This window comes from Micromonospora sp. NPDC005163 (genome assembly GCF_053599835.1).
The window spans coordinates 58,914-71,625 of sequence record NZ_JBSFYP010000015.1 but is presented as its reverse complement, the minus strand read 5'-3'; the positions used below and the strand labels follow the sequence as shown (position 1 = coordinate 71,625).

Here is a 12,712-nt window from a genome sequence, read left to right as displayed (position 1 = left end):
GAGGCGTCACCGTCACTGTCGCGCAACCGCTTGCACACCAAGGGTATCGGCCGATCAGCCAACTATCGCGGTCAATACGTCGTCGAGCGTGACCACACCGAGCGGGCGCCGGCCGTCGCTGACCAGCACCATGTGCCTCCGCTCGCGGCGCATGGCCAGCAGCAGGTCGGCGAGCGTACGCTCCGGCGGCACCACCGCCAGCGGCCGGTAGACCTCCGCCGGCACCGCTGCCCGGCGAGCCTGCCCCGAGTACCCGAGCACGTCCTTGACGTGCACGAAACCGAGCACCCGCCGGGTGGACCGCTGCACCACCGGGAACCGGGACCGGCCGGTGCGGGTCGCCAGCACCTCCAGCGACGCGGGCGAGACGTCCTCGGCCACCGTCACCACCGTCGACCACGGCTGCCACGCGTCCGCCGCGGTCCGGGTGTGCAGGGCCAGGGCGCCGGTGATCCGGGCGTGCTGCTCCGCGTCGAGCAGCCCTTCGGTGCGCGCCTGGGAGACCAGCCCGGCCAACTCCTCCGCGGTGAACACCGTCTTCACCGCCTCGGACGCCTCGATCCGCCAGACCGCGAGGACCCGCCGGGCCGCCCACTTCATCGCCAGCAGCAGCGGCTTGGTGGCCACGCAGAACGCCAGCATGGCCGGGCCGAGCCAGAGCGCGGAGAGTTCCGGACCGGCCAGCGTGATGTTCTTCGGCACCATCTCGCCGACCACCGTGTGCAGGAAGACCACCACGCCCAACGCCAGCACGAACGCCACCGGGTGCACCGCCCGCTCGGGCAGGCCGGCCGCGTGGAACGGCGACTCCAGCAGGTGGGCCAGCGCGGGCTCGGCGATCGCGCCGAGGCCCAGGGAACAGACCGTGATGCCGAGCTGCGCCCCAGCGATCATCAGGGGGATCTGGTTCATCGCCGACAGCGCCCAGCGGGCCCGCTTCGAGCCGGCGGCCAGCGGCTCGATCACCGTCCGCCGGGACGCGATGAGCGCGAACTCGCTACCCACGAAGAACCCGTTGCCGAGCAGCAGCAGCACGGTCACCAACAGCTCAGGCATCGTCGTCCGGCTCCGCCGGGCGCAGCACCCGGACCTGCTCGATCCGGTGCCGTTCCACCTCCACCACGGTGAACTCCCAGCCACCGGCCTCGACCGTCTCGCCGGCCAGCGGGATGTGCCCGAGCCGGGCCATCAGGTACCCGGCCAGCGTCTCGTACGGCCCCTCGGGCAGCCGGAAGCCGGTCTGCTCGGCCAACTCGTCGGAGCGCAACACCCCGTCGACCAGCACGGTGCGCTCCCCGCCCGGCACGGTGAGCTCGACCGGGCCGACGTCGTCCACGCTGGCCGGATCGAACTCGTCGGCGATCTCCCCGACCAGCTCCTCGACCAGGTCCTCGATGGTGACCACGCCGTCCGTGCCGCCGTACTCGTCGACCACGATGGCCAGGTCGGCGCCGGCGGCCTTCAGTGCGGCCAGCACGCCGTCCAGGTCCAGGCTCTCCGGCACGTACACCGGCTCGCGGGCCACCGAGCCGACCGTGGTCGACGCCCGGGCGGCCAGCGGAACCCCCAGCGCGTCCGGCACCCCCGCCACACCGGTGACCAGGTCGAGGGTCTCCTCGTACACCGGGAACCGAGTCCGCCCGGTCTCCCGGGACAGCTCGAGCAACCCGGCCACCGTGGCCGTGGCACGCAGCGCGACCACGTCCACCCGGGGGGTCATCGCCTCGGCCGCCCGCTTGTCGCCGAAGCGGATGGTGCGGCGCAGCAGCATCGCGGTGTCCGGGGGCAGTGCCCCGGCCCGGGCGGAGATGGCCGCCAGCAGGCCCAGTTCCTCCGGCGAGCGGGCACTCCGGAGCTCCTCCTGCGGCTCCACCCCGAGCGCCCGGACGAGCCGGTTCGCCGAACCGTTCAGTCCCCGGATCACCCAGCCGAACGTCCGGGAGAAGGAGTGCATGGGGCCGGCGGTGGCCAGCGCGGTCGGCATCGGTCGAGCCAGCGCCGCGTTCTTGGGCACCAGCTCACCGAAGAGCATGGAGATCAGAGTCGCCAGGGCCAGCGCCAGAAACGGGGTGAACCGCTCCGTGCTGTCCCCGGCCACCGGACGCAGCAGCGGGGTGAAGACCCGGGCCAGGGCCGGCTCGGCCAGATAACCCGTGAGCAGCGCCGTGATGGTGATGCCGAGCTGCGCGCCGGAGAGCTGGAAGGAGAGCTCGCGCAGCGCCGTGCGTACCCTCAGGGCGGCCTCGTCGCCGGCGCCGGCCCGGCGGTCGATCTCCGCGCGATCGACCGTGACCAGGGCGAACTCGGCCGCGACGAAGAACGCGTTGCCGGCGGTCAGCGCAGCGAAGCCGACCAGGGGCAGCAGCGTGGCCAGGACAATCCCGTCGATGTTCGCCTCACCTCGGCGCGATTGTGCCACGGCGGGTGCCCAGCCACCGGCCGGGCCGGCCGACGGCTCAGCCGGCGACCGGCGCGGCCTCCTTGCCGCGCTGCGGCTGCTCCGGCTTGACCGAGCGGAGCAGCACGCTGGCCACGTCGATCACCTCGACCTGCTCGCCGGCGCCCTTGCCGTTCACCCCGTCGTTGAGCATCGTCGAGCAGAACGGGCAGCCGACGGCGACCGTCCTCGCCCCGGTGGCCATGGCCTCCTCGACCCGGTCCACGTTGATCCGCTTGCCGATCTTCTCCTCCATCCACATCCGGGCGCCGCCAGCGCCGCAGCAGAAGGAGCGCTCGCTGTTGCGCGGCATCTCGGTGATCTCGCCCTCGATGGCGTCCCCGAGCACCTCACGGGGAGCCGCGAAGATCCGGTTGTGCCGGCCCAGGTAGCAGGGGTCGTGGTAGGTGACCCCGCCGTCGACGGGCTGCACCGGGGTGAGCTTGCCGGTGGACACCAGGTGGGCCAGCAGCTGGGTGTGGTGAACCACCTCGAACTCGCCGCCGAGCTGGCCGTACTCGTTGCCGAGGGTGTTGAAGCAGTGCGGGCAGGTAGCGACGATCTTGCGCTTGGCCTTCTCCCGGCCCTCGAACGCCTCGTTGAGCGTCTCCACGTTCTGCTGGGCGAGCATCTGGAACACGAACTCGTTGCCGATCCGCCGCGCCGGGTCGCCGGAGCAGGTCTCGCCCTCACCCAGGATGGCGAACTTGACGCCCGCCTCGTTGAGCAGGGTCGCCACCGCGCGGGTGGTCTTCTTGGCCCGGTCCTCGAACGCGCCGGCGCAGCCGACCCAGAACAGGTACTCGAAGTCGTCCACCTCGCCGACCCGGGGCACCTCGAAGTCGAGACCCTTGGTCCAGTCCTCGCGGGTGTTCTGCGGGGCGCCCCACGGGTTGCCCTTGTTCTCCAGGTTGCGCAGCATGACGCCGGCCTCGGAGGGGAAGCTCGACTCGATCAGCACCTGGTAGCGACGCATGTCGACGATGTGGTCCACGTGCTCGATGTCCACCGGGCACTGCTCGACGCAGGCACCGCAGGTGGTGCAGGACCAGAGCACGTCCGGGTCGATGACGCCGCCCTCCTCGGCGGTGCCGATCAACGGACGGTCGGCCTCGGCCAGCGCCAGCACGTCGACGTGCGCGAGTTGCGCCGCGGTGGCCTTCTCCTCGCCGGTCAGGTCCTTGCCACCACCGGCCAGCAAGTAGGGCGCCTTGGCGTACGCGTGGTCGCGCAGGCTCAGCACGAGCAGCTTGGGCGAGAGCGGCTTGCCGGTGTTCCAGGCCGGGCACTGCGACTGGCAGCGACCGCACTCGGTGCAGGTGCTGAAGTCCAGCAGACCCTTCCAGCTGAACTGCTCGACCTGGGCGACACCGAACTGGTCCTTCTCCGGGTCGGCCTCCTCGAAGTCGAGCGGCTTGCCCTGGCTCGTCATCGGGCGCAGCGCGCCGAGGCCGGAGCCGGCCGGCCAGGCCGGCTCACGCTTGAAGAAGATGTTGGGGAACGCCAGGAAGCGGTGCCAGGCGACGCCCATGGTGACGTTCAGCGAGATGACGATCAGCCAGGTCATCGAGATGACGATCTTGATGAGGGCGGCGATGCTCGCCCCGTCCTGCCAGTCGGGCAGCACCGCGCCGACCGCGTGGCTGACCGGGGTGGCCCAGAGCGGGTACTCGAAGTGGTCGGTGGCGACCTTGAAGCCCCGGATCACGAACCCGAAGATCAGGACCAGCAGCACGATCCACTCGACGAAGTAGCCCTGCCACATCGTCGAGCCGGTGAACCGGGAGCGACCACCCGGCCGGTTCGGCCGGTTGCGCAGCCGGATCGCCATCAGCACCAGGATGCCGACCAGACCCAGCACGCCGATGATCTCGGTGGCCAGCCCGAAGACCACCCAGTGCCCGATGATCGGCAGCCCACCGGTCGGGGTGACCACCTCGAAGTACGCCTCGAGCACCAGCAGCGACAGCACGATGAAGCCGACCATCACGAACCAGTGCGCCGCACCCACCACGCCCCACTTGAGCATGCGGGTGTGGCCGGCGGTCTCCACCAGCATGGTCTTCGTACGGCTGACCTTGTCGGTGAACCGCTCCGGCGCGGGCTGGCCGAGCCGGATGACTGCCACCATCTTGAGGACCGCGCGTGCCGCAAGCCACACCGCCACGGCGGTGATGGCGGCCGCGAGGATCGTGGTGACGATCTGGACGCTGCCCATCGAGTTGGCCTCCCCGGTCTGCTGCCTGTCGAGCGGCTCGGCGACCGGGACCGGGTCAGGACGGAGCCGGCGTCGCGCCGCTGCCGCACCTGCGACCGGACCGGTCGATGACCTCGCTCCGCTCGGTCATGCAGTGCAGCCTACGCGCAAGGTTACCCAGCAGTAACGTGAGTCATCTCGCAGCGGGCCACGCCGCCCTGCGGACACCATAGGGTGCCCCGCCCGGTCCTGCCGGGCAGGGGCTCCGTGGGGTGACGTGAATCCTCCGGCGTGGCGACGCGCCGGGCCGGCTCAGCGCCAGCGGGAGAGCAGCGCCAACGAGGCGACCATCGCGCCGAAGCCCACCGCGAGGTTCCAGTAACCCCACGCCATGATCGGGTACTGCTGCTCGGAGAGGTAGTAGACCACCAGCCAACCGATGCCAGCGACGATCAATGCGACCGCGGTGATCGGCAGCCACACCGGGCTAGGCTTGCGCGACGATGCCGCCGTCGTCGGACGGACGTCCGTCGGCGGGGTGTACACCTTCTTCTTGCGGACCTGAGACTTGGGCACGACGCTCTCCAGAGGGGTGACGACCTCGTCCGGCCTGACAACCGGGCGCGGGGGCGACGGTCCATGGCCAATAATGTTCGAAAGCTAGCGTAGTCCGGAACGCCCGCCCGGACCACGAATGGGGTCAGGCCGGTGCACGGAGTGACCGAAAAAGGCGGGACTGTTCGCATCACCGGCCCGGCCGGGGCGGACCAATCCCCGAAACGCGGAAGGAACGCTCGGTGGAGTACACATCCGGCGCCGCCTCCTGGCAGAAGGTCCTTCGACGGGCCGGTGCCGGGCTGCTGCCCCGGCGACCGCGTCAACGCCGACCGGGCTGGTCGATCGGGGTGCCCCTGATCGCCGCCGCGGCGGGGCTGCTCTTCACCACCACCGCGACCACGGCCGGCGGCACCGCGCTACGAGAGGACCGTCGGCCCCAGCTCAACCAGCTCATCGAGGACCGCCGCGAGCAGGTGGCGGCGAGCGAGCGCCGGGCCGCCACACTGCGCGACGAGGTCGAGGAGCGGACCGACGCGCTGGCCGACTCGGACAGCCCGATCAAGGCTCAGCAGGACCGCGCCCAGGGCAGCCTCCAGGCCGCCGGGTTCACCAAGCTGACCGGCACCGGGGTGACGGTGGAGCTGAACGACGCGCCGCGACGCACCGACCAGACCCCCACGGACGCCAGCAACGACGACCTGGTGGTGCACCAGGGTGACGTGCAGGCGGTGGTCAACGCGCTCTGGGCCGGCGGGGCGGAGGCCATGTCAATCATGAACGTCCGCGTGCTGGCGACCAGCGCGGTACGCTGCGTCGGTAACACCCTGCTGCTCCACGGGCGGGTGTACTCCCCACCGTTCAAGATCGTAGCAATCGGCGATCCCGCTGCCCTCCAGCAGGCCCTCGCCAGCTCTGAGGGAGTCCGGTTGTTCAAGGACGCAGTCGACGACTACCAACTCGGATACAAGGAGACCGTCTCCGCGGTGACAGTCCCGGCATTCGAGGACTCGACCGCCCTGCGCTCGGCGACGGTGCCCCGGTGAGCGGCCCGGACGACCGGCGCGACGGGCGACACCGGGACCAGGCCGACGAACCGACGGCGTTCCTACCCAAGGTCGACCGGCCCGAGCGCGGAGCTGACCGGCCCGGCCTGGCCGGCAACTGGCCCGATCCGATGCTGCCCGCCCGACCCCGGGCGACGCGCCCAGCGGCCGTACCCGAACCGCCGGCCGCCCCCGGGCCTCCCCGGGGCGACGGGGCGCCGCCGCCGGCCGGCCGCGCCGACAACCTCCCGCGCGCCGACCGCCCGGCCCAGCCGAACGCCGGCCGGCCCGACCAGCAGCGGACCCCGACTCACCCGGGCACCGGAGCGCCTCCGCCGTGGCCCGGTGCCACCCCGGCCGGGTCGGGCCCGCACGGCGGGCCCGTCCGTCCCCCCGCAGCCACCGGCGGCCGACCGACCGCACCCGACCAGGGACCGGTCCGGCCGGCCGCACCCGACAACGCCCCCATCCGGCCGCCGGCGCCGCCGACCGCCCCGACCGCCCGCCCGCCGGTCGCCGGTGTGGACGCGCCCACCGCGTTCATCCCCACGGTCGGACCCACGCGCGCAACCGGCTCCCCGGCCGGGCCGGACCGCCCCGCCGACCCGGCCGCCACCGCGCTGATCCCGGCCGTGCCCGCCAGGCCCTCGTCCCGCCCGCCGGCCATGGACTCCACGGCGCTGATGGGTGCCGTCCCCCGCACCGCGGCCACCGACGAGCCGGCCGGCGCCGCGGACAGTCCCGCCGAACCACCGCGGCCCCGACGCGGCGAGCGGGTGGTCCAACTCCGGCCCCACCAGACCGGTGAGGGCTACAAGAGCGTCTACTCGGAGCTCACCCGCCCCTCGCTCGCGTCCCGGCTCCGCACCGGCGTCCGGCTCACCGGCGAGGTTCTGATCACCTTCGGCCTCGTGGTGCTGCTCTTCGCGGGTTACGAGGTCTGGGGCAAGTCGGCCATCGTCGACGCCCACCAGAACGACCTCAGCCAGCAACTCGCCCAGGCGTGGGGCCCGACCGACGACCCCACGGTCGTCCCGTCGGCCACCCCGAGCGTCAAACCGTCGCCGCCGGTTCGCGGCAAGCCCATCGCCGGCCTCTACATCCCCAAGCTCGACAAGAACTGGGTGGTGGTCGAGGGCGTCACCCAGGCCGACATCCGGTACGCCCCGGGCCACTACCCGGCCAGCGCGCTGCCCGGACAGGTCGGCAACTTCTCCGTCGCCGGCCACCGCAACCGGGCCACCTTCTGGCGGCTGGACGAGCTGGACGACGGCGACGCGATCGTGGTCGAGGGCAAGACCGACTGGTACGTCTATCGGGTGTCGCAGACCCGGATCGTCAGGCCGACGCAGGTTGAGGTGGTGGCACCGGTCCCCGGTGATCCAGACAAGAAGCCGACCCGGCGGATGCTCACCCTGACCACCTGCAACCCGAAGTTCGACAACTACCAGCGCTTGATCATCCACGCCGAGCTGGACCGGACCCAACCCAAGTCAGCGGGCCGCCCGGCGGAGCTGGGAGGCTGACCCGATGTACGCGTTCATCTGGCGCAAACTGCCGTTCGGCCTGGCCGGCAAGCTGACCGGTTCGGTGCTGCTCGCCGCCGCCGCGGTGGCCCTGCTCTGGTACGTGGCCTTCCCGTGGGCCGAGCCGCTGCTGCCCTTCGACGACGTGCAGGTCACCCAGGACTCCGGCGTACCCGGTGAACCGGGCGGCGGCGACGCGGTGACCGGGGAGACCCCGGCCGGCGACGAGCACGAGCTGCCGTACGACACCGACCGGAACAACTCCGCGCCGCCCTCGCCGAGCAGGTGACCATGCGCGTCCTGGTGATCGACAACTACGACTCGTTCGTCTTCAACCTGGTGCAATACCTGGGCCAGCTCGGGGTGGACTGCGAGGTCCGCCGGAACGACGAGATCGACGTCTCCGACGTGGGCAGGGTGGGTGCCGCCGGCATCCTGCTCTCACCCGGGCCGGGCAGTCCCGACCGCGCCGGCATCTGCCTGGACGTCATCCGGGAGTACGCGGGCGAGTTGCCCATCTTCGGCGTCTGCCTCGGCCACCAGGCGATCGGCGAGGCGTTCGGGGCGACCGTCACCCGCGCGCCCGAACTGCTGCACGGCAAGACCTCCGAGGTACGGCACCAGTCGGTCGGCGTGCTCACCGGTCTGCCCGACCCGTTCACCGCCACCCGCTACCACTCACTGGCCGTACTGCCCGAGACGCTCCCCGACGAGCTGGAGGTGACCGGCTGGACCGGCTCCGGCGTGGTGATGGCGATGCGGCACCGGACGCTGCCGATCGAGGGCGTGCAGTTCCACCCGGAGTCGGTGCTCACCGAGGGCGGCCACCTGATGCTCGCCAACTGGCTGGCCGGCTGCGGTCACCCAGAGGCGCTGGAGCGGGCCCCGGAGCTGGCCGCCGAGGTCGACGCCCGCCGCCGCGCCGCCTTCGCCACCGCCTGACGCCGGCCAGGCCGACTTCAAACCGGACGCTCAGCCCCGCAGCGCGTCCTGGACCGCGGGACTCGCGGGCGAGCGCACTGCCGGTGCCCGGCCCAGGGCTGCGTCCCAGGCCGCCTTGCCACTGGCGAAGTAGTCCCGGACCGACTTCTCGACCAGCAGGGCGGGGCCGCAACCGGTGCAGCGGGCCGTGACTCCGTCGACGTCGAGGCCGAGGTGCCGGCACAGCGTCACGGCCCGGGACACGTGGTAGGACTGGGTCACGATCAGGGCCCGCTCGACCCCGTACACCTCGCGCGCCCGGGCACAGCTGTCGTAGGTGTCCAGGCCGAACGGGTCGGACACCACGCGACGCGGGTCGACACCGAGCTCGGTCAGGTACGACGTCATCACGGCCGGCTCGTCACCCGACGTGCCACCCCCGTCGCCTGACACGAGGACCACCCGGGCCCGCCCACTGTTCACCAACTCGGCGGCGGTCTCCAGACGGCCGGCCAGCCGGTCCCCAGGTCGAGTTCGATCAGCCGCCACGGCGGTGCCGAGAACGATCACCACGTCGGCGGCCGGCGCGTCGGCCTCGTCGTACACGTGACCGCGCGCGGAGATCGTCGTCCAGAGCCACGGAAGGCTGGCGAGGAGCAGCGCGACCAGCCCCAGGGCGACCACCCGGGTCAGGCCTCGCCGCCACCGACGCTCGCGACCCGGAGGGCCGGTCACCGAAGCTTCGGCGGCGGTCACGCGGACGGTCCCGGAGCCCGAGCCACCGGGTCTACTGCTCGTTGAGCCGAGTGGGTGGGGGAGGGAACGGCAGCCCGGAACCGCCACCGTTACCGTCGCCCGGCTTGGTCGGCGTGGCGGTCGGCGTCGGCGTCGGCGTCGCTGGCGGACTCGGAGTCTCGTTCTCCGGCTCCGGCTGGGAGACGATGATCGTCACCGTCTTCCCCTGGGCCAACTGCGTGCCCGGCCTGGGGTTCTGGTCGGTCACCTTGCCGGCCTCCGCTGCGGGCACAAGGTCGCCGAGATCGACGTTGACCTTGTAGCCCGCCCGCTTCAACTCCTCCTCGGCCGCCTCCTGGGAGGAACCACGAACGTCCGGAACGCCACGGATGTTGCCCTTGGAGTAGGTGACCGTCACCTCGGTAGCCTCGGCCACCCGAGTCCCGGAGGTCGGCGACACGTCCAGGACGATGCCCTCGCTCTCCTTGTCGTCGCGCGGCTTGGGCTTGACCCTCAAGCCCAGGCCCTCAAGCCGAGCCTTGACCGAGTCGTACTTCGAGCCGACGAGGTCCTTCGGGATTACCACCTCGGGCTTGCCACCACACACCTGGACGGTCACCGTGCCGTTCTCCCGCAGCTGCGTCCCGGCCTCCGGAATCTGCGTGACGACGGTGTTCTTTTCGCAGGTGCCGTTCAGCACCTGGTCTCCGGCCTGCGGCTGGAAGCCGAGGCTGCGGATCTCGGCGAAGGCGGCCTCCTGGCTCTTGCCGGTGAGCGTGGGGACCGACTTCAAATTCTTGTCCGGCTGCTGACTCCAGAGCAGGGCGGCGACCAGGGCGATCACCGCCAGCACGCCAACGGCGCTGAAGGTCGCGATCAGCAAGGAGGACGCCTTGCGCTGGCGCGGGTCGCCGACCCGGGCCGGAATCTGGCGGGTCTGCGGCCCACCGCCGGCGGGCGGGTAGCCACCGCCGCCGCCGGCCGGAGCCATCGCCACGGTCTCCGCCTCGCGCATCACCGGGGTGGCCAGCACGGGACGGCCAGCGGCGGCGCGGAGCAGGTCGGCCCGCATCTCGCCGGCGCTCTGGTAGCGGTTGAGCGGATTCTTGGACAGCGCCTTGAGCACGATCGCGTCGACCGCGGGGTTGACGTCCGGGTTGATGTCGCTCGGCGTGGGCGGCGTCTCCCGCACGTGCTGGTACGCGACGCTGACCGGGCTGTCCCCGACGAACGGCGGGTGCCCGCAGACCAGTTCGAAGAGCACGCAGCCGGCCGCGTACACGTCGGAGCGGGCGTCCACGGCCTCACCGCGCGCCTGCTCCGGGGAGAGGTACTGCGCCGTGCCGATCACCGCGCTGGTCTGCGTCATGGTGGTCGCACCGCTGGCCAGCGCCCGGGCGATGCCGAAGTCCATCACCTTGACCTGGCCGGTCTGGGTGAGCATGACGTTGCCCGGCTTGATGTCCCGGTGGATGATGCCGTGCCGGTGGCTGAACTCCAGCGCCGCGCACATGTCGGCGCAGATCTCCAGCGCCCGGCGGGGCTGCAACCGGCCCTCGGCGCCGAGCACCTCCTTCAGAGTCCGTCCGTTGACGAACTCCATGACGATGAACGGCAACGTCTCACCGGTCGGCGCGGTCTCCTCGCCGGTGTCGTAGACCGCCACGATCGCCGGGTGGTTGAGCGAAGCCGCGTTCTGCGCCTCCCGACGGAACCGCATCTGGAACGTCGCGTCCCGCGCGAGGTCGGTGCGGAGCATCTTGATCGCGACGTCCCGACCGAGCCGGAGGTCGCGACCGCGGTGCACCTCGGCCATGCCGCCGTAGCCGAGCAGCTCGCCGACCTGGTACCTGCCACCGAGCAGGCGGGCCTGCGCTGTCATCGCGTCTGTCGTCCTTCGCTCGTCATCGTCCCGCCGTCGTCCGGCTGGAGCCGTACCTCAAGACGGTACGACGTCCGGGTCGCATCGTCGCGTCCGTCGAGCCGCAGCACGCCGGACGTCACGGTGTGCGGAGCCAGCGCACCGGGTTCACCGGCTTGCGACTGCTTCCGCAGGTTGTAGGAAATCACGCCGGAGCAGAGCAGGACCAGCACGGCCAGCAGGATGGCGAGGAGCACCATGCCGGGCCGGGACCGGCGCGGATCGGGTGCCGGCAGCGCTGGGCCGGCCTGCCGGGCGTACGCCTGCTGATACTCCTGCCGGACCGGTGCCTGCGGCACCGCGGCGGCGCCGCGCGGGTAACCGGCGGGGCTGACGGGCGGGCGTGCGTGCGGGACGGCCGGCGCGACGGCGGTGGGTCGGGGCTGCTGGGCCGGCGCGACGGCGGTCGGCCGCTGCCCGGCGACCGGCGGTCGGTGCGGGGCGCCCGGCGGGCGAAGCTGCTGCGCGGACGGCACCTGGGCCCGACCGGGTGCGGCGGGCGACGCCGGCGCCGCGGAGACCGGCCCGGAGTTGCCACCGGCCCTGGCCTGCTGGGAGAGCGCGGCCTTGAGCTGGCGGGCGACCCCGGCGAGGGCGGCGGCGCTGGGCCAGCGGGCTGCCGGGTCCTTGGCCAACGCCCGCTCCACCACGGCCCGGACCTGCGGCGGGATGTCCGCCGGCAACGGTCGGGGCGTCTCCCGGACGTGTCGCATCGCGATGTCGAGCGGGTTGTCGCCCTCGAACGGTCGCCGCCCGGCCAGGCACTGGTAGGCGACCACGCCGAGCGCGTACACATCGGAGGCCGGGGTGGCCACGCCACCGGTGGCCTGCTCCGGTGAGATGTACGAGGCGGTGCCGAGCACCGAGCCGGCGGCGGTGAGCTGGCCGACCATGTCGGAGCGGGCGATACCGAAGTCGGTCAGCACCAGCGTGCCGTTCGGCCGGACCAGCAGGTTGCCCGGCTTCACGTCGCGGTGCACGATGCCCTTCTCGTGCGCGGCGTGCAACGCGTCCGCGGCCTGCGCGACCAGGGCCATCGTCCGGGCCGGAGTGAGCCGGCCGACCCGGCTCAGCGTGGACGACAGGGCGTCGCCCTCGACGTACTCCATGACCAGGAAGGCGATCTGCTGGTCGTTGCCGAAGTCGTAGACGTCCACCACGCCGGGGTGGTTGATGGTGGCCATGGTCCGCGCCTCGCCGCGGAACCGCTCGGCGAAGTCCGGATCGTCGAGCAGCGCGGGGAGCAGGCTCTTCACCGCGACCGTCCGGCCGAGCACCTGGTCGGTGCCGCGCCAGACGTCGCCCATGCCGCCGCTGGCGATCCGCTCGTCGAGACGGTAGCGGTTGCCGAGCTGGACGCCGGGGCTGAGCATG

Annotated in this window: 11 protein-coding genes; 4 read left to right on the top strand and 7 right to left on the bottom strand. The window is 72.1% G+C overall.

Annotated features, from left to right (window positions below; translation table 11 throughout):
- Positions 1-54: 54 nt before the first annotated feature.
- From ACWD6N_RS13230 to ACWD6N_RS13215, 4 genes are all read right to left on the bottom strand, one after another.
- The gene (locus tag ACWD6N_RS13230) at positions 55-1,056 is read right to left on the bottom strand and encodes a hemolysin family protein (protein WP_387324780.1); all 1,002 of its coding nucleotides are present in this window, start codon (positions 1,054-1,056) and stop codon (positions 55-57) included.
- Positions 1,049-2,362 (bottom strand): hemolysin family protein, encoded by a 1,314-nt coding sequence (locus ACWD6N_RS13225; protein WP_354966569.1) that lies wholly within the window; start codon positions 2,360-2,362, stop codon positions 1,049-1,051. Before ACWD6N_RS13225 ends, ACWD6N_RS13230 begins: the two co-directional genes overlap by 8 nt.
- A gap of 94 nt (positions 2,363-2,456) precedes the next feature.
- A complete protein-coding gene (locus ACWD6N_RS13220) occupies positions 2,457-4,655 on the bottom strand; it encodes a (Fe-S)-binding protein (protein ID WP_354966419.1) in 2,199 nt (732 codons plus the stop codon).
- A gap of 291 nt (positions 4,656-4,946) precedes the next feature.
- Entirely contained in the window at positions 4,947-5,210 is a 264-nt protein-coding gene (locus ACWD6N_RS13215; protein WP_354966418.1) for a cell division protein CrgA, read from the bottom strand.
- A 221-nt stretch (positions 5,211-5,431) separates the two neighbouring features.
- Between ACWD6N_RS13215 and ACWD6N_RS13210 the strand changes: the two genes are divergently transcribed.
- The 4 genes from ACWD6N_RS13210 to ACWD6N_RS13195 are packed head-to-tail and all read left to right on the top strand — an operon-like array spanning position 5,432 to position 8,703.
- Positions 5,432-6,235, top strand: coding sequence for a DUF881 domain-containing protein (locus tag ACWD6N_RS13210; protein WP_354966417.1), 804 nt, complete (start codon positions 5,432-5,434; stop codon positions 6,233-6,235).
- Positions 6,232-7,761 carry a class E sortase gene (locus ACWD6N_RS13205; protein ID WP_450004775.1) on the top strand — a complete coding sequence of 510 codons (1,530 nt, stop codon included), beginning with the start codon at positions 6,232-6,234 and terminating at the stop codon, positions 7,759-7,761. Before ACWD6N_RS13210 ends, ACWD6N_RS13205 begins: the two co-directional genes overlap by 4 nt.
- 4 nt (positions 7,762-7,765) lie before the next feature.
- Positions 7,766-8,050 carry a hypothetical protein gene (locus tag ACWD6N_RS13200; protein WP_354966415.1) on the top strand — a complete coding sequence of 95 codons (285 nt, stop codon included), beginning with the start codon at positions 7,766-7,768 and terminating at the stop codon, positions 8,048-8,050.
- Positions 8,051-8,052: 2 nt separating this feature from the next.
- Entirely contained in the window at positions 8,053-8,703 is a 651-nt protein-coding gene (locus tag ACWD6N_RS13195; RefSeq protein WP_354966414.1) for an aminodeoxychorismate/anthranilate synthase component II, read from the top strand.
- A 30-nt stretch (positions 8,704-8,733) separates the two neighbouring features.
- On the opposite strand, the gene ACWD6N_RS13190 is transcribed toward ACWD6N_RS13195, so the two are convergent.
- From ACWD6N_RS13190 to ACWD6N_RS13180, 3 genes are read right to left on the bottom strand one after another with little or no spacing between them, the layout of a single operon-like run.
- Positions 8,734-9,438 carry a SanA/YdcF family protein gene (locus ACWD6N_RS13190; protein ID WP_354966413.1) on the bottom strand — a complete coding sequence of 235 codons (705 nt, stop codon included), beginning with the start codon at positions 9,436-9,438 and terminating at the stop codon, positions 8,734-8,736.
- Positions 9,439-9,469: 31 nt separating this feature from the next.
- A complete protein-coding gene (gene pknB / locus ACWD6N_RS13185; protein ID WP_354966412.1) occupies positions 9,470-11,299 on the bottom strand; it encodes a Stk1 family PASTA domain-containing Ser/Thr kinase in 1,830 nt (609 codons plus the stop codon).
- A complete protein-coding gene (locus ACWD6N_RS13180) occupies positions 11,296-12,711 on the bottom strand; it encodes a serine/threonine-protein kinase (protein WP_354966411.1) in 1,416 nt (471 codons plus the stop codon). The genes pknB and ACWD6N_RS13180 overlap by 4 nt, the downstream gene beginning before the upstream one ends.
- Position 12,712: the final 1 nt, after the last annotated feature.